The organism is Mesorhizobium sp., assembly GCF_017306585.1.
Classification (GTDB): Bacteria; Pseudomonadota; Alphaproteobacteria; order Rhizobiales; family Rhizobiaceae; genus Mesorhizobium.
Genome location: NZ_JAFKIC010000110.1, coordinates 60,340 through 77,317 on the forward strand (window position 1 = coordinate 60,340; position 16,978 = coordinate 77,317).

Sequence of the window (16,978 nt, forward strand, 5' to 3'; positions counted from 1 at the left end):
GTCAGCGCCTCCCCAGATAGACGTCGCGGACCATTTCGTCGGCCTCGACCTCATGGAAGGGACCGCTGCGCAGCCGGCGCCCCTGATGCAGCACCAGGGTCTCGCAATTCAGCGCCCGCACGAAGCGTATGTCGTGCTCGACGGCGACGATCGAGAACTCGCCTTTGAGCCGCAGCAGCATTTCGGCGGTCGCCATAGTCTCCTGCGGTGTCATGCCGGCGGTAGGCTCGTCGAGCAGAAGCAGCCTCGGCTCGATTGCCAGCGCCATGCCGATCTCCAGCCATTGTTTCTGGCCGTGCGCCAGTGCGCCTGCCAGAGTGGCGGCGCGGTTGCCGAGCGAGACCAAGTCCATCAGTTCGGCGATCGGTCGGGCAGGCGAGGGTGCACCCCAGCGCGCGACCTTGAGGTTGTCCTCGACCGACAGGCTCGGGAAGACGGAGGGGATCTGGAACTTGCGGGCGATGCCGAGCCGCGCGATGCGGTGCAGCGGCAGCCCGGCTATGTCGTGGCCGAGGAAGCGCACGCTGCCGCTGGTCGGGCGAAGCGTGCCGGTCAGCACGTTGAGGAAGGTGCTCTTGCCGGCGCCGTTCGGCCCGATGATGCAGCACAGTTCCTTGTCGCGCACCGTCAGGTTCAGCGCTTCCAGCGCCTGCAGGCCGCCGAAACGTATGCCGACATTCTCCGCCCGCAGCAGGACATCGCTCATTGCGCTTGCCTCCGGCCTTTGAAGAGGCTCTTGAGCCGCGCATAGATCGACAGAATGCCGTCGGGCAGCACGAAGACGATGACGACGAAGACGCAGCCCAGCAGAAGCGGCCACAGGCTCGGATTGAAGCTTGAGATCGTCTGCTGCGTGCGCTGGATGGCGATGGCGCCCAGCACCGGCCCGAGCAGCGTGCCGCGCCCGCCGACCGCAACCCAGACGATGACTTCGGTCGAAAGCAGCAGTCCCGAAAGATCGGGCGCGACCAGCCCGGCCATGCAGACATAGAGCGCGCCGGCGAGCCCGGCGATCGCCGCCGAAAGCACGAACGTGACGAGCAGGCGCAGCGGCGCATTGTGGCCGAGTGCGGCCGCCCGGACCTCATTGTCCTGGATCGCGGTCAGCACCGTGCCCCAGCGGCCCCGGCTGATCGACCACAGCGCCAGCACGATGACCGCGACGATCGACGCGACGAAGATATAGGAGGGAAGGTCCTGGCTCAGGTCGACATGCATCCCGCCAACGTCGAACGCGATCGGCGGGATGCCGATCAGACCGCTGTCGCCGCCGGTGACCGAACTCCAGGAAATCGCTGCCTGCTGGCAGATGACGCCCATCGCCAGCGTGACGATGGTGAAATAGCTGCCGCGTATGCCGCCGAAGAACAGGAAGTAGCCGATGATAGCGGCGACGAAGGCGGCGCCCGCGATGGCGCCGGCGATGCCGAGCAGGCTGCCGAAAGGAATGGCATCGTTGAGCGTGACCAACGCCATGATGTAGCCGCCTATGCCGAAGAAGGCGGCATGGCCGAAACACAGTATGCCGGTGCGGCCCCAGAAAAAATCGAGGCTGGCGGCGAACAGGCCGAAGATCAGCGCGTCGCGGATGACGGTGAGCTGGTAGCCGTCCGCGAAGAGCGGATAAAGGACGGCCAGCACCACGCAGACGGCGAAGATCAGCAGCCAGTTGCGGTCGCGGGCGATCATCGCGACGCTCCGTTGAACAGGCCGTTGGGCCGCAGGCGCACGGCGACGATGGCCGCCAGGAGCACGATGGCCTGGGCCAGCGACGGCGAGATCTGGTAGTTGAGCACGCTGGTCAATCCGCCGACGAAGACGCTGCCGGCGACCAGCCCGCCGATCGAGCCGACGCCGCCGACGATGACGACGAAGAAGGCGTTGGCGAGATAGTTCACTCCCATCTGCGGCAATACGATCGCCAGCGGCGCGACGAGCCCGCCGGCAAGCCCGGCGATGGCCGCGCCGAAGGTGAACGCGATGGCGTAGGTGCGCCGCGTGTTGATGCCTACGCCTTCCGCCATCTCGCGGTTCTGGATGACGGTGCGGATGTCGAGCCCGAAGGATGTCCGGTTGATGAGCAGGACGACTCCGGCCAGGGTCGCCATGGCGATGCCGATCAGGATCAGCCGGTAGGCCGGATAGGCGGTGAAGAACAGGTCGAATGTGCCGTCGATCGGCGGCGTCACCGGCTTGGCGCCGAGGCCGAAGGTCAGCTCCAGCCCCTGCTGCAGGATCAGGCTGACACCCCAGGTGGCCAGCACTGTCGAGACCGGGCGCGAATAGAGGTGGCGGATGATGGCGAACTCCAGGATGCAGCCGACAACCGCGCCGGCTATCGGGGCAGCCAGCAGCCCTAGCCAGAACGAGCCGCCGATGCTCTGCACGAAATAGACCGCGAAGGCGCCGACGGTGACGAACTCGCCATGCGCCAGGTTGGTGACGTTCATCAGGCCGAAGCTGATCGCCAGCCCGAGCCCGACCAGCATCAGTATGCTGATCAGCGTCAGCGCGTTGAGGAGTGTGGTGACGATGAAATCCATCGCGTCAAGCCGCGCTTGCCAGGCGCTGGCGCAGGCCCGCGAGCAGGCCTTCGGCGGCATCGATCACGGCAGCCTGGTGCGGCTGCAGGTCCTGCCCCGCCCATTCGTCGATATGGTCCGACAGCGGGTCGACCACCTCCGTGCGATGGTTGGCGAGCGTCTCGATGACGGCATGGCCACAGAACGGCACGTAGCCTTCGGAATAGCCGCCCTCATGCGTCATCATCAGGCGTCCGTTCGAAACTTCTGCGGCCAGCGCCACCATACGCGCGGCGAGCCGGCGGAAGCATTCGCTGTTGAGCATCATGCGGCCGAGCGGATCGAAGCCCGACGCGTCGAAGCCGGAGGCGACGATGACGAGATCCGGTTTGTAGGCGCGCAGTGCCGGGGCGACGACGCGGTCGAACGTTGCTTCATAGGCGCCCGTGCCGCTGCCGGCCGGTAGTGGCACATTGATGTTGTAGCCTTCGCCCGCGCCCCTGCCGTTGTCGGCCAGCGCGCCGCGCCCGGTCGGGTAGAGATTGTCCTGATGCAGCGAAATCGTCAGCACCGACGGGTCGGAATAGAACACGGTCTCGGTGCCGTTGCCGTGGTGTACGTCCCAGTCGACGATCGCCGCGCGGCCAAGCAGGCCTTCGTGCTGCAGCCGGCGCACGGCGACGCCGATGTTGGAGAACAGGCAGTTGCCCATCGCCTGGTCTGGCTCGGCGTGATGGCCGGGCGGGCGCGCCAGCGCATAGGCGTTGTCGACGCGGCCGGTCAGCACCGCGCGCATGGCGGCATAGGTGGTGCCGGCGGACAAGAGCGCGATGTCGAAGCTGTTGAGACCGATCGGCGCCTGCGGGCCGGCAAAACCGCACCCCAGTTCGCTGAGCGCCTTGATGTTGTCGACGTGGCGCTGCGTGTGGACGCGCAGCAGGTCCTCGACACCAACCGGTTCGGCGATGATCGGCACCAGGTGGCGGGCCAGGCCGCTGACCTGGATCAGGTTGTTGAGCCGACGCTTCGACCCCGGCGATTCCAGATGGCGACCGGGCTCCACAAAGCGGCCGGGAGGCATCATGTCGGCGCTGGAGCCGGTATCATGCCACATCAGCTGTTCGTGAAAAACGTACCCTGTCGCCATCCGCAGCGTCCTCTACCCAACCAGACGACGCTAGCAGGCTAACAATCGCATGGCCCGACCCTAAAGAGGGGTTTTGCCTGCCATCTATGCCCCTCCTTTCGGAGGGGCGCGCAGGTTCGCGGCGGCCTGCGCGGCGCGCACGGCCTGCACGCGGTTCGACACCGAGAGCTTGCCGAAAATGTTCTTCAAATGCCATTTCACCGTCGTCTCGCTCACCGAGAGAGCCAGCGCGATATCGCGGTTCGACATGCCTTCCGACAGGCAGCGCAGCATTTCGGATTCGCGCTGCGTGAGTTGTTCCTTGTCGACCGCAGGTGCGGCCGGTTTGCGCGTCGTCACAGGCATTGTCTGTGCGGCATCGATAATGCGTGTCGCGTAGGCCGACAGCGCCGGATCGGTCTTTGCGAGCGCCGCGCGCAGGCGCATCAAGCTTTCGATGACCGGCCTGCCCTCATCGACGAAGGAGCGGATGAAGCCGGAAGGCTGGGCAAGCCGCAATGCCTCCAGGAGATATCGGTCGGCCTCGCGCTGGTCATGGCCGGCATTCCTGGCGCGCAGGATCAGCGCCAGTATATGGCGGCGCATACGTCCGCTGCGTTTGGTGCGCTCCAGCAGCGTATCGAAAATCGCCGCCGCTGCGGCATGCGATTTTTCCGCCGTCAGCAACCTGCCCTCGGCGAAATATTCGAACTCGTTGGCGACGCTGGGGACCGTTTCGCTGCGTTCGCGGCGGTGCTCGTCGAGCAGCGCGCGAGCCTCGACGACGCGGTTCTGGTCGAGCAGCAGCCGGACGCGGTCATGCACCAGCACCGAGGCTAGGCGGCGATAGACGGAGCCGCGCACGCGCTGGTAGATGCGCTCCAGCATGTCGAGCGCGGCGTCGCCGCGGCCGGTAAGCTGCAGCACGCGGGCATAGGTCGGCACGCTGGCCAGGGGATAGACGATGACCGCGGCGCCCTCGATCAGCGGCCCGAGATTCTCGACCAGCGCCAGGGCTTCGCTGGATGCGTTGGTCTCATAGGCAAGTTCGGCCAGCAGCGTTCCGGCAAGCGCCTCGGCATAGGAATTCGCGCCGATCCGCGTCCTGGCCTCGATGATGGCGTTGCGCAGCAGTCGTTCGGCGGCGGGGAGGCGGCCGGCCGAACGCTCGATGACCGCCATGTAGCAAGTGGCGATGGTGACGCCGAGCAGGCTGCCGCTCCGCTCATGCGCCTTGCGTGCGGCATCCACCGCGGCGCGAGCCCCTTCGAGGTCGCCCAGCGCGTAGAGATTGTAGCCGATGACGTTGGCGGTCGCGCCTTCCATGAACCAGGCATCGGGCGTGAGGATGCGCAGGGCCGCCAGGGCTGTGTCGCGCGCGTCCTCGAACTGTTCCAGCGTGCTGTGCACGGCGGCGGCAAGGACTTCGAGCTCGGTCTCGATCGTTGTTCCCGTCAGCGTGCCCGGGTCATTGCCGTCGGCTGGCCCGGTTTCGACGAGCTTGCGCGCATTGGCGAGCGTGTGCTGGGCGATCTCGGGCTGGCTTGAGTGCACCGCCAGCCAGAGCACGACGAGTTGCAGCCGGATACGCTGATCGATCAGGGCCTTCGGCAGCAGCGCAAGCAACTGGCGCACATAAAGCAACTGGCACTGCGCGATGAGCTCCAGCGCATTGTTCTCGACGAACACTGCCGCGCGCGCCTGATCGCCGGCGGCCAGCGCATGTCCGATGGCTTCCGTCAGCATCTTGCGCTCGCCGAACCATTCCGAGGCCGCCAGATGCAGCGGCGCGATCTTTTCCGGCTCGCGCCGTTCCATCTCGCGGACGAGGAAGTCGCGGAACAAGTGATGATAGCGGAACCAGCGCCGCTCCTCGTCGAGCGGCACCAGGAACAGGTTGCGGGTCTCGATTTCGGTGATTGCCGCCTCGGCGTCCGTCGCGCGCATTACCGCGCGGCAGGCCTCGGCGCTGAAACGCTCGAAGACCGAGGAGTGGAGCAGGAACTTTGCCAGCGCCGGCGGCAGTCCGAGGAACACTTCGCCCATCAGGAAGTCGGCGACGTTGCGATTGGCGCCGGTGAAATTGCCGATGACGGTCTCGGGCGCATGCGCGGCGCTGAGCGACAGAGAGGCAAGTTGCAGGCCGGCGGCCCAACCTTCGGTTCGCGAGCGCAATGTCTCGACCGTGCTGCTGCTGACGCTGAGCCCCAGCTTGTCGTTGAAGAAAGCCTCGGCTTCGGACGAGGCGAAGCGCAGATCGTCCGGGCCGATTTCAAAGACATCGCCAAGCACCCTGAGCTTGCCGAGCTGCAGGTCGGGCAGGTTACGCGAACCGATGACGAAGGCGGTGTTGGCGGGAGCCTGCCGCGTCAGGCGCTCCATGAATCGCTTCACCGCTGCTGTTTCAATGGCGTGATAGTCGTCGAAGAACAGGGTGATCTCGGCACCGCGTGCGGCAAAACCCGCCACAAGTGCCGCAAGCACCACGTCGAGTTGCGGGATCGGGCTCGACTGGAAGGCAAGGTCCAGATCGGCCGGGCTGTTGACGAGATGGCGCACGGCACCCACCAGATGCGACAGGAAGGCGCCTTCGTCATTGTCCGTCGCCTCGCAGGAAAACCATGCGGTCAACCGGCCTTGCCGCGCGACCTCCGCCGCCCATTGCGCCATCGTCGTCGACTTGCCGAAGCCGGCAGGCGCGGCAAACAGCACGATGCGGGTGTCGATATGCCGTTCCAGCCTCGACAGGATGCTTTCGCGCCTCACCCAGCGGCGATGATGCGGCGATGCCTGGCTGCTGGGTTGCGCGGACGGTCTCATCTGGCGCCGGGCGCCCATTCGGTCTCGATCAGCGGGATCTGCGGCGCCGCGTCTCGCGGCAGGGTTCCCTTGATCCGGGGATCGTCGGTGATCTCGAAACCGGCCGCGAAGGCTTCGAAGCCGCAGGCTCTGTAGAAGCCGATGACGCTGTGATGGTCGATGCTGCTGGTGTGCAGCCAGATGCGCCGGGGTTTGAGGCGCCATGCCTGGTCGAGCGCGCCGGCCATCAGCCGCTTGCCCAGGCCTCGACCGGTCAAGGTGGGAAAGAGGCCGAAATAGGTGATCTCGATCTCGTCGTCGGCCATGGAGAATTCCACCATGCCGACATGGTCCCCGCTCTCGTCATGGCCGTAATAGAGATGGTGGCGCGGGTCCGCGAAATGGGCGGCGATTTCCGCATCCGACATTTCCGGGGCGCGGTCCCACAGCCAGGGCGCGCCGATCTCGACAAAGATAGCGCGGTAGGAGGTGCAATCGGGATTGGTGATCCGGGTCATGGGCAGCGGTTTGGCGAGGTTCGATACCGGCGAGCGCGCTTCCATCCATGTCACCGCATTGACGATCTTGCCCGCCGGCACGCGCCGGTAGCCGGACGCAAGATCGGTGACTTCATCCGGCAATGTGCCTTCGGTGACCAGCATCTGTCCTCGATCTTTCGCCGCGCGAGCTTGCGGCATCAGGCAAGCTGATGCCAACTCCACGCGCGCCTGCCAAGAGCTTATGAAGTTGGGCCATGAATTTGGCCCACCTGTCTTCTTGCCTTTGTCGGAAATGGCATATGAGATATGATACACCATTCACGGGAAAGCGGAATATCATGCCTGAGCGAATAGCGGACGAAGCCATTTTGCGCGCGGTCGACGCCGGTTTCGACCGCCAGCTTGCGTTTCTTGCCGATCTCGTGCGCTTTCCCTCGCAGCGTGGCGAGGAACACGCGGCTCAGTCTTTCATGGCCGCCGCTTACGAGGCCGACGGCTACGCGGTCGACATGTGGAAAGTCGATGTCGATGCGATCCGCGATCTTCCGGGCTTTTCGCCCGTCGCGGTTTCCTATGACGATGCCTTCAACGTCGTCGCCACCCACACGCCGCGCAATGAAACCGGCCGCTCGCTGATCCTCAACGGCCATATCGACGTGGTGCCGACCGGGCCGCTGGACCGCTGGGTGCGTGACCCCTACGACCCGGTGATCGAGGATGGCTGGATGCACGGACGTGGCGCCGGCGACATGAAGGCCGGCCTGTCGGCCTGCCTTTATGCACTGGCCGCGTTGCGCGGCCTCGGCTATCAGCCGGCGGCGAAGGTCTTCCTGCAGTCGGTGGTCGAGGAGGAGTGCACCGGCAATGGCGCGCTCGCCTGCCTGCAGCGTGGTTACCGGGCGGATGCCGCCTTCATTCCCGAGCCGCTGGAGCCGCGCCTGATGCGGGCTCAGGTCGGGCCGATCTGGTTCAGGGTCGAGGTCGATGGCGACCCGCAGCATGCCTCGGGCGCTTTCTCGGCCGGCGCCAACGCCATCGAGAAGGCTTTCCTCATCATCCAGGCGCTGAAGCGGCTCGAAATCGTCTGGAACGAGCGCAAGGTCGACGACAGGCATTTCTGCAATCATCCGCACCCGATCCGTTTCAATCTCGGCAAGATCGAAGGCGGCGAATGGACCTCGAGTGTTCCCGCACGCTGCGTGTTCGAAATGCGCGTCGCCACCTATCCCGGGCAGAAACTGGAGGATGCCAGGGTGGAACTCGAAGTCTGCATCGCCGATGCGGCGCGCGCCGATCCGTTCCTTGCCAACCGCCCGCCCAAAATGACCTATAATGGCTTCATGGCCGAGGGTTACGTGCTGGAGGGCGCCGACGAGATGGAAGCCGTGCTGCGGCGCAGCCATACCGCCGTATGGGGCGAGCCGCTGACCGAGCATGTCACCTCCGCGACGACAGATGCGCGCTTCTTCGGCCTCTATGCCGACACGCCGGCCATCGTCTATGGCCCGATCTGCCGCATGCCGCATGGCTATGACGAGGCCGTCGATCTCGATTCCGTGCGCAAGGTCACGCAGACGATCGCGCTGTTCATCGCCGACTGGTGCGGTCTCGAACCCGTCGATGCGGAGGCCAGGTGATGAATGCGGTCGCACCCGAAGCTTTCGGCGAAACACTGGCGGAGGACGCTCCCGACGTTTCGATCGCCGAAGCTTTGGCCCTGTTGCGCGAGCATTATGGCCTGACCGGCGGCGCGCGCCCGCTGCCGGGCGAACGCGATCACAATTTCCACATCCAGACCGAAGGCCATGGCGAATTCGTCCTCAAGGTTTCCCATCCGGCGGAAGAGGCAGGCTTCACCGATTTCCAGAACAGGGCGCTCGACCACATACTGGCCGTCGAGCCGACCTTGCCGGTTCCCTCGGTGCGCAAGAGCCTGGAGGGGGAAGCCCAGTTCACGGTCAACATCGACGGATCGCCGCCGCGTATTGTCCGGCTGGTTACCTATCTGCCCGGACAGCTGCTGTCGCGCTCGCCGACATCGGCGGCGCAAGACCGCAATCTCGGCATCTTCCTCGCCCGGCTTGGCCGGGCGCTCCGCGGCTTCTTTCATCCGGCCGCCGGCAGCGACCTGCTCTGGGATATCAGAAAGGTCGCCAAGACACGGCCCATGCTGGCATACATCGCCGACGCCGGCCACCGCGCCATGGTCGAGCGCGTCATTGACGCTTTCGAGGAGCATGCGGCGCCGGTCATTCCCGGCCTGCGCGCGCAGATCGTCCACAACGACATGAATTCCTACAATGTGGTGATGGATGCCTCGCGGCCCGAGATCGTCAGCGGCATCCTCGATTTCGGCGACATGATCCATTCGCCGCTGATCTGCGATCTCGCCATCGGCGCGGTCTATCGCTGGCCGGCCGAAGGTCATCCGCTGGCGCCGGCCGCGCGCTTTGTCGCCGGCTACCAGTCGGTGCAGCCACTCGAGGTCGAGGAGATCGGCATCCTGTTCCATCTGATCCGCGCCCGCCTTGCCCTCATCGCCAACATCGCCAGCTGGCAGGCGGAACGGTTCCCCGCCAAGCGCGACTATGTGCTGCGCCTCATCACCGAGGTCTGGGCATCGCTCGAAAGGCTGGACGCCGTGTCGTCCGCCGACGCCCGCCGCTATTTTCTCGATCATTCCAAGCCGGAGTAGATGCCCGTGTCCCAGTCCTCGCCCGCGAAAACTCTCGCCGATACCGATGCTTCCGCAAAGGAGGGCGCGTTGCTTGAACGCCGCGCCAGGCTGCTTGGGCCGACCTACCGCGCCTTCTACCGCAACCCGATCCATCTGGTGCGCGGCAGTGGAGTCTGGCTCTACGATGCGGCAGGACGCAGATATCTCGACGCCTACAACAATGTCGCCTCGGTCGGGCACTGCCACCCGCGTGTCGTCGAGGCGCTTTCGGGCCAGGCCGCCACGCTCAACACCCACACACGCTACCTCAGCGAGATCATCCTCGATTACGCGGAAAAGCTGCTCGGCACGCTGCCGTCGCATCTCGGCCATGCCATGTTCACCTGCACCGGCAGTGAAGCCAACGATCTTGCAATCCGCATTGCCCAGCATTCGACCGGCAATGCGGGCGTGATCATCACCGACTTCGCCTATCATGGCGCCACCATCGCCACCGCGCAGCTGTCGCCGGCGGCCACGGGTTCGAAAGGCGTGCCTTCGCATCACCGGACGGTGGCCGCACCCGACACGTTCCGCGACCACGGCGCCGCCGCTCGCGGCTTCGCCGGGAATGTCGCGGCCGCCGTCGAGCATATGCGCGCGCACGGCATCGCGCCGGCGGCGCTGCTTGTCGACTCGGCCTTTTCCAGCGACGGCATCTTCTTCCCCGACGCGGCCGTCATGCGCGAGGCCGCCGATCACGTCCGCAGGGCCGGCGGCATCCTCATCGCCGACGAAGTCCAGTCCGGGTTCGGCCGGCTCGGCCAGGGCATGTGGGGCTTCGCCAATTACGGCCTCGAGCCCGACATCGTCACCATGGGCAAGCCGATCGGCGACGGGCACCCGATGGGCGCGGTCATCGTTCGGCCGAAGCTCGTGTCCTCCTTCGGCTCCAACACCGGCTACTTCAACACGTTCGGCGGCAATCCGGTCGCGGCCGCCGTCGGCCTCGCCGTGCTCGAGGTCATCGAGGGCGAGGGACTGATCGAGAATGCGCGCACTGTCGGCGCTTACACCGGAGAGTTGTTGCAAGCGCTTCAGGGCCGCCACGCAATGGTCGCCGATGTCAGGCACAACGGCCTCTATTTCGGGGTCGAACTGGTGGCGCCCGATGAAGCTACTGCGGCCGCCAAAACATCGTCCGTCGTCGAGGCCATGCGTGAAGACGGCGTGCTGATCTCGTCCTGCGGCCCGCGCGGCAATGTCCTGAAGATCCGGCCGCCGCTGCCATTCGCCAGGGACAATGCCGAGCAGCTGGCCGAGACGCTCGACCGCGCATTGTCGAAATGGTGACAGGAGCGCGCGGCGCATGCTGAAGCTCGAACATCAAACCCTCAACGACCGCGCCTATGGCGCGCTCAAGCAGGAGTTGATTTCAGGCGGCTTCAGCCCCGGCCAGTCCCTGGTCATCCGCAAGCTCGCCGAGACCTTCGGCATCTCGACGACGCCGATCCGCGAGGCGCTGCAGAGGCTTGTCGCCGAGCGGCTTCTCGAAATGCGGACCAACCGCTCCATCATCGTGCCGCTGCTGTCCGCGCCCGCCTTCGAGGAACTGACCCGTATCCGCATCGCCGTCGAGGGGCTGGCCGGCGAAATGGCGGCCTCGCGCATCAGCGAAAGCGGGCTCGTCGACATACAGGTCACGCTGGCCGGCATGCAGCGAGCCATCGAGGCCGACGACAACAGGGCCTATCTGTCGCTCAACGAGGCGTTCCATTTCGCCATCTACCAGCAGGCCGGCGCGCCGATCCTGCTCAACATGATCCGTGACCTCTGGGGCCGGGTCGGGCCTTATCTCAAGCTCCTGATGCAGGCTGACCGCTACATCCCGCGGTCGAATGACGCCCACCGCAGGATCGTCGCCGCGCTGGAGCAACGCAATGGTTCCGGTGTCAGGGTGTCCATCGAGCAGGACATAGCGGCGGCGGCGGCGGTTCTCTCGGAAAACCTTCGCGCGCCGGATTGATCGCGTGTAGGAATGACTGATGTCGCCTGAAACACAAAGACTTCTTTCCGCTCTCGGCGATCGGCTGGGCGCCGGCGGCGTGCTCACCGGCTCCGATGTCGATCAGCGCTATCGCGACGACCCCGACGGCAAGCTCGGCGCACTGCCCGAAGTGGTGCTGCGCCCGCGCGACACCATCGGCGTGGCCGCGGCGCTCGCCGGCTGCAACGCTGTCGGTCAGCCGGTCGTCATCCAGGGCGGGCGCACCGGGCTGGCCGGCGGTGCCCGCGTCCAGCCCGGCGAGATCGTGCTGTCGCTGGAGCGCATGAGCGGTCTTGCCGCTCCCGATACTCAGGCCGCCACCATCATCGCCGAAGCCGGCGCGACATTGCAGGCGGTGCAGGAAGCGGCTGACGGAGCGGGGCTGATGTTCGGCGTCGATATCGGCGCGCGCGGTTCGGCGACCGTCGGCGGCAACATCGCCACCAATGCCGGCGGCATCCGCGTGCTGCGCTATGGTATGTACCGGGCGCAGGTGCTGGGGCTGGAGGCCGTGCTTGCCGATGGCAGCGTGCTGACCTCGCTCAAAGGCCTGCCCAAGGACAATTCCGGCTATGACCTCAGCCAGTTCTTCATTGGCACGGAGGGAACGCTCGGCGTCGTCACCCGTGCTGCGCTCAGGCTGCATCCCAAGCCGGCTTCCGAAGTCGCCGCCTTCTGCGCATTGCCTTCGCTCGAAGCGGCGATCGCGTTGCTTGGGACGCTGCGGCAAAAGCTCGGGCCGATCCTGTCCGCCTACGAAGTCAACTTCGCGCCGCTATATGACGAGATGGCCGCCACCATGGCGATGCAGGCGCCGCTGCCCGTCGGCTCGCCGGTCTACGTGCTGGCCGAGATCCAGGGCAGTGAGCCGGATCGCGACGGCGAACGCTTCGCCGAAGTGTTGATGCAGTCGGTCGAGGACGGTCTGGTGGAGGACGTGGTCGTCTCGCAGTCACCGCGCGAGTTCCGCGCCTTGTGGGACGTACGGGAAGATGCCAATCGCTACTTGTTTTCCATGAAAGGCATGATCAGCATCGATGTGAGCCTGCCGTTGGAAAGAATGGCGGCGTTCCTCGACGCCGCGGACTCTGCCATTCACGCGGCGGATCCCGGCGCGCGCATTTATGTGTTCGGCCATCTTGGAGACGGCAACCTTCACTATCAGGTGCTGACGGTCGACCCGTATGCGGCATACACCATAATCTATCGCGCCGTGGCCGCCGCCGGCGGCGGCGTTTCGGCCGAACATGGTATTGGCCTGGACAAGAAGCAGTGGCTGCATCTCGTTCGCAGCGATGCGGAAATCGCCACGATGCGACGGCTGAAGGCGTCGTTCGACCCGAAGAACATTCTCAATCGCGGGCGTGTCTTCGACCTCGACCGGCCGTGATCCGCGACAGCCCTCGGCTCGAAATCAGCTCCGTTCGGTGGCCACCTGCCTCGGGATGAGAAAACGGGCGGCGAGCACGCACAGGAGCACGGTGAACATCAGGATCAGAGCCACCAGCGCATTGATGTCGGGCGAGAAGCCGAGCCGCATCATCGCCCACAGCCTGACAGGCAGCGTGCTTTGCGTGCCGGTGACCAGGATGGTGATCATGGTCTCGTCGAACGACAGCGCGAAGGCCAGGATGGCGCCGCCGACCATTGCGCTCGACAGGTTCGGCAGGATGACGCGCCAGAACGTCTGCCAGCCTGTGGCGCCGAGGTCGTAGGAAGCCTCGACCAGCGTGCGGCTCATCGACTGCAGACGGGTCAGCACCGTGCGGTAGACGATCGCCAGCACGAACACCGTATGGCCGATGACGACGGTCAGCAGCGAGCGCTCGAGGCCGATCTCGCGAAAGAAGATCAGCAGCGCCAGGCCGCTGATGATCGGCGGCATCAGGAACGGCAGGAAGATGATGAACTGCAGGAAGGAGCGTCCCGCGCGGCGGCCGTGATAGTAGAGCGCGAGCAATGTTCCGCTGACCACGGACAGAACGACGGTGCACAGGCCGACGATCAGCGTGGTGCCCAGGGCTGCCAGTATGTCATGGTTTTCGGCCAGCGACACATAGGTCGAGAAGGTCGGCGACGACCAGTCGACATTGCCCTGCGAGAGCGGGAAAAAGGACGAGACGATCGGCACGAACAGCGGACTGTAGAGCAGCGCGGCGACCAGCGTCGTGATCGCTGCGAGGAAGATCGTCGACGCTCGGGGCAGGGTGCTCATGCCGAGGTCCCCCGGTTGCGTCCGAAGCGTTCGCCGATGAGGATGGCCAGGATCACCACGATCGCAAGCGCCACCGACAGCGCCGCGCCGAACGGCCAGTTATAGGCGGTTCCGAACTGGCTGTAGAGGATGCGGCCGAAGGTGAAGCCGCTGATGCCGCCCACCATTTGCGGCGTCAGGAAATCGCCGATCGCCAGCACGAAGACGAAGCTTGCCGCCGAGGCGACGCCGGGCAGGCTGAGCGGCAGGGTGATGCGCAGGAATGTCTGCAGCCCGCTCGCGCCGAGATCGTCGGAGGCGCGCAGCAAGGTCTGCGGAATGCGCTCTAGCGACAGGAAGATCGGCAGGATGGCGAAGGGGATCAAAAGCAGGGTGAGCGTCAACAGGATGGCGTTCATGTTGAAGACGAAAAGCGTCGACGGCTGCTCCAGGATACCGAGCGTCACCAGCGCCTTGTTGAGGAAGCCGTTGAGGCCGAGAATGCTGCGGATGGCATAGATCTTGATGACGTAGCTCATCAGCAGCGGCACCAGCAGCAACATCAGCAGGGCATAGCGCCACCGGCCCTTCAGCGTCGTCAGGAAATAGGCCGTGGGATAGGCAAGCAGAATGCAGATTATCGCCACCGACAGACACAGCACGATGGTGTTCCAGAACACCGGCAGGAAGATCGGGTCGGTGAAGAACCTCGCGTAGTTGCCGAGCGTCGGCGCGTAGACGATCGTGCCCTGGTCGACGCTGAAGAAGCTGTAGACCAGGAAGATCGCCAGCGGCACCAGCACGAAGATGACCGGCAAGGCGAAAGCCAGCGCCGTCACCAGCAGCGACAATCGTCGTTCTCCGGATTCTGCCGAGGCGGAGTTGCTCATGCCAGCACCAGATGGCCTTCATTGGGCGCGAAGGAGAGCGAGACGGTCTCACCGGATTTGAGCGCGCTGCCGTCGATCCGGCTCGGCATGCGCAGCCGCAGCCGTTGTGCAACGCCCTCCGCGCCGGCGGTTATCGTGGCAATTGTTGACGAACCGGCGAAAGCCAGCTCGGCGATGCTGCCGGCAAAGCGGTTGTCGCCATCCCTGGCCTCCGCGAGGCGCAAGGCTTCGGGACGGAACGCCGCGAAGGCGCTGGCGCCATCCGGTGCGGCCTTCAACCCGGGTTGGCCGCTGACCGAGCAGACCAGACGTCCCAACGCCGTCTCGATGGAACGCTGTTCGCCCTGGACGCGCCCGAGTTTTCCGGCCACCAGATTGTTCTCGCCGAAGAAGCGCGCGACGAACTCACAGTTGGGCCGATAGTAGAGCTCGTGCGGCGTGCCGAGCTGGCGGATGTGGCCGGCCTGCATCACGCAGATCCGGTCGGCCATGCCGATCGCTTCCTCCTGGTCGTGGGTGACGAACAGGAAGGTCGTCTTGATCTCGCGCTGGATGGACTTCAGGAACTCCTGCATCTGCCGGCGCAGTTCGAGATCGAGCGCGGCGAGCGGCTCATCGAGCAGGATCAGCCGCGGCTGGCAGATGAGCGCCCGGGCGAGCGCGACGCGCTGGCGCTGGCCGCCGGAGAGCTGTGCCGGGAACCGGTCGGCGAAACGCGCGAGCTGCACCAGCTCGAGTGCCTTGGCGACGCGGCTTGCGATCTCCTTGCGCTTGATATGACGCACCGACAGCCCATAGCCGACATTGCCGGCAACGGTCATATGCGGGAACAGCGCATAGTCCTGGAACACGGTGTTGAACGGCCGCCGGTTGATCGGCATGCGGCTGATGTCATTTCCGTCCAGCCGGATCTCGCCCGAGGTCAGCGGCTCCAGGCCGCCGATCAGCCGCAGCACGGTGGTCTTGCCCGACCCTGATGGCCCCAGAACGGTCAGGAATTCGCCGTCACGGATCGACAGGTCGATGTCGTGCAGCACCGGGACCTTGCCGTAGGATTTCGAAACGGACCGCAGCGTTAGGAGGTCGCTATTCTGGCTCATGGGATATTCTCGCATACGCTTCGGCGGTCCGGAACGTCCGGACCGCCGGGTCCTTTGAAATCAGCGACCTGTGATCAGGGCGTCGCCTTGATCTCGTTCCACAGGTCGGAGCGCTTGGTCGGGTCTTCGACATTGTTCAGCCAGACCAGTTTGTCGTTGCTGCCGGCGCTGCTCGATTCGACAACGGTGTTGCCGAAGCCGGTGCGCTCGGAAAGCTGGCCGCTGACCTTCTTGGTCAGCATGAAGTCGATCCACTTCTCGGCCGCCGCATTGTCGCGCACGCCCTTGGAGATGACCCAGTTGTCGAGCCAGGCGAGGGCGCCTTCGCTCGGATTGATATAGGCGACATGGGCGCCGATCTTCTGCAGCGCCTTGACCTGCTGCTGGCCGTAATTGGCCCAGATCAGCGCGACATCGTTGTTCTGGTAAATCTGCTGCGCTTCATCCGCCGTGGTGTAGAAGCTCAGCACATTGCGCTTGAGGTCGACCAGCTTGGCCTTGACCGCCGCCATCTGCTCGGCGCTGAGATTGAAGGGATCCTTGTAGCCGAGGGTCAGCGCGGTGAACGAGAAATTGTGCTCGCCATTGTCATAGGCCAGGATCTTGCCCTTGTAGGCCGGATCCCAGAGCACCGACATCGAGGTCGGCGCCGGCTTGACCTTGTCGGTGTCGTAGATCAGGCCGATGGAATCGAAGCAGAACGGAATGCCGTAGACCTTGCCGTCCTTGGTGTCGCCGCTGACCTGCGACAGGTCGCGGAAGCGCGGCAGCACTTCCTTCTGGTTCGGCAGCTTGGAAATGTCGATCGGCGAGACGAGGTCGGCCTTGATGTAGCGCTGCAGCTGCGCGGTGTTGACGGCGAAGACGTCGAAATCCTGGCCTTCGCTGCCCTTGATCTTGGCCCAGATCTCGTCATCGCTGCCGATGAAGACGACGTCGACGCCGATGCCGGTCGCCGCCGTGAAGTCCTTCACCCAGTCCGGATCGGCATAGCCGTCCCAGGCCAGTACGCGGAGGTTCGCGGCCAGCGCCGCCGATGTCATCAGGCCGATGCCGAGCCCGATTGCCGCAAGTTTTAGAATTGCTTTCTTCAGTCCCATTTTGATCTCCCATTTTTGGTTTTGATGGACCGCATTCCGAGGGA

The 16,978-nt window shown here is 65.1% G+C and carries 15 protein-coding genes; 5 read left to right on the forward strand and 10 right to left on the reverse strand.

Annotated elements, in window-relative coordinates; all coding sequences use genetic code 11:
• Position 1: 1 nt before the first annotated feature.
• From J0I79_RS06045 to J0I79_RS06070, 6 genes are all read right to left on the reverse strand, one after another.
• The gene (locus tag J0I79_RS06045; RefSeq protein WP_292855704.1) at positions 2 to 706 is read right to left on the reverse strand and encodes an ATP-binding cassette domain-containing protein; all 705 of its coding nucleotides are present in this window, start codon (positions 704 to 706) and stop codon (positions 2 to 4) included.
• A complete protein-coding gene (locus tag J0I79_RS06050; RefSeq protein ID WP_292855705.1) occupies positions 703 to 1,689 on the reverse strand; it encodes a branched-chain amino acid ABC transporter permease in 987 nt (328 codons plus the stop codon). The genes J0I79_RS06045 and J0I79_RS06050 overlap by 4 nt, the downstream gene beginning before the upstream one ends.
• Positions 1,686 to 2,603 carry an urea ABC transporter permease subunit UrtB gene (gene urtB, locus J0I79_RS06055; protein WP_292855706.1) on the reverse strand — a complete coding sequence of 306 codons (918 nt, stop codon included), beginning with the start codon at positions 2,601 to 2,603 and terminating at the stop codon, positions 1,686 to 1,688. The genes J0I79_RS06050 and urtB overlap by 4 nt, the downstream gene beginning before the upstream one ends.
• Complete coding sequence (locus J0I79_RS06060) at positions 2,548 to 3,669, reverse strand: class II histone deacetylase (RefSeq protein WP_292855707.1); 1,122 nt, start codon at positions 3,667 to 3,669, stop codon at positions 2,548 to 2,550. The genes urtB and J0I79_RS06060 overlap by 56 nt, the downstream gene beginning before the upstream one ends.
• 84 nt (positions 3,670 to 3,753) lie before the next feature.
• Positions 3,754 to 6,468: a LuxR C-terminal-related transcriptional regulator gene (locus tag J0I79_RS06065; RefSeq protein WP_292855708.1), complete on the reverse strand. Its 2,715-nt coding sequence runs from the start codon at positions 6,466 to 6,468 to the stop codon at positions 3,754 to 3,756.
• Positions 6,465 to 7,109, reverse strand: coding sequence for a GNAT family N-acetyltransferase (locus J0I79_RS06070; RefSeq protein ID WP_292855709.1), 645 nt, complete (start codon positions 7,107 to 7,109; stop codon positions 6,465 to 6,467). Before J0I79_RS06070 ends, J0I79_RS06065 begins: the two co-directional genes overlap by 4 nt.
• Before the next feature lie 176 nt (positions 7,110 to 7,285).
• On the opposite strand from J0I79_RS06070, the gene J0I79_RS06075 reads away from it, so the two are divergent.
• The 5 genes from J0I79_RS06075 to J0I79_RS06095 are packed head-to-tail and all read left to right on the forward strand — an operon-like array spanning position 7,286 to position 13,040.
• Positions 7,286 to 8,584, forward strand: coding sequence for an ArgE/DapE family deacylase (locus tag J0I79_RS06075; protein ID WP_292855710.1), 1,299 nt, complete (start codon positions 7,286 to 7,288; stop codon positions 8,582 to 8,584).
• The gene (locus J0I79_RS06080; RefSeq protein WP_292855711.1) at positions 8,584 to 9,642 is read left to right on the forward strand and encodes a phosphotransferase; all 1,059 of its coding nucleotides are present in this window, start codon (positions 8,584 to 8,586) and stop codon (positions 9,640 to 9,642) included. Before J0I79_RS06075 ends, J0I79_RS06080 begins: the two co-directional genes overlap by 1 nt.
• The gene (locus J0I79_RS06085) at positions 9,643 to 10,956 is read left to right on the forward strand and encodes an aspartate aminotransferase family protein (RefSeq protein ID WP_292855712.1); all 1,314 of its coding nucleotides are present in this window, start codon (positions 9,643 to 9,645) and stop codon (positions 10,954 to 10,956) included.
• 16 nt (positions 10,957 to 10,972) lie between these two features.
• Positions 10,973 to 11,629, forward strand: a complete 657-nt coding sequence (locus J0I79_RS06090; RefSeq protein ID WP_292855713.1) for a GntR family transcriptional regulator — start codon at positions 10,973 to 10,975, stop codon at positions 11,627 to 11,629.
• Between the two features lie 19 nt (positions 11,630 to 11,648).
• Positions 11,649 to 13,040: an FAD-binding oxidoreductase gene (locus J0I79_RS06095; protein WP_292855714.1), complete on the forward strand. Its 1,392-nt coding sequence runs from the start codon at positions 11,649 to 11,651 to the stop codon at positions 13,038 to 13,040.
• A gap of 24 nt (positions 13,041 to 13,064) precedes the next feature.
• Here the strand turns inward: J0I79_RS06095 and J0I79_RS06100 are convergent, their stop codons facing one another.
• The 4 genes from J0I79_RS06100 to J0I79_RS06115 form a co-directional block, all read right to left on the reverse strand.
• A complete protein-coding gene (locus J0I79_RS06100) occupies positions 13,065 to 13,865 on the reverse strand; it encodes an ABC transporter permease (RefSeq protein WP_292855715.1) in 801 nt (266 codons plus the stop codon).
• Positions 13,862 to 14,734 carry an ABC transporter permease gene (locus J0I79_RS06105; protein WP_292855716.1) on the reverse strand — a complete coding sequence of 291 codons (873 nt, stop codon included), beginning with the start codon at positions 14,732 to 14,734 and terminating at the stop codon, positions 13,862 to 13,864. Before J0I79_RS06105 ends, J0I79_RS06100 begins: the two co-directional genes overlap by 4 nt.
• On the reverse strand, positions 14,731 to 15,834 hold the full coding sequence (locus J0I79_RS06110; protein ID WP_292855717.1) for an ABC transporter ATP-binding protein: 1,104 nt from the start codon (positions 15,832 to 15,834) through the stop codon (positions 14,731 to 14,733). The genes J0I79_RS06105 and J0I79_RS06110 overlap by 4 nt, the downstream gene beginning before the upstream one ends.
• A gap of 74 nt (positions 15,835 to 15,908) precedes the next feature.
• Positions 15,909 to 16,934 (reverse strand): ABC transporter substrate-binding protein, encoded by a 1,026-nt coding sequence (locus tag J0I79_RS06115; RefSeq protein WP_292855718.1) that lies wholly within the window; start codon positions 16,932 to 16,934, stop codon positions 15,909 to 15,911.
• Between the last annotated feature and the right edge of the window lie 44 nt (positions 16,935 to 16,978).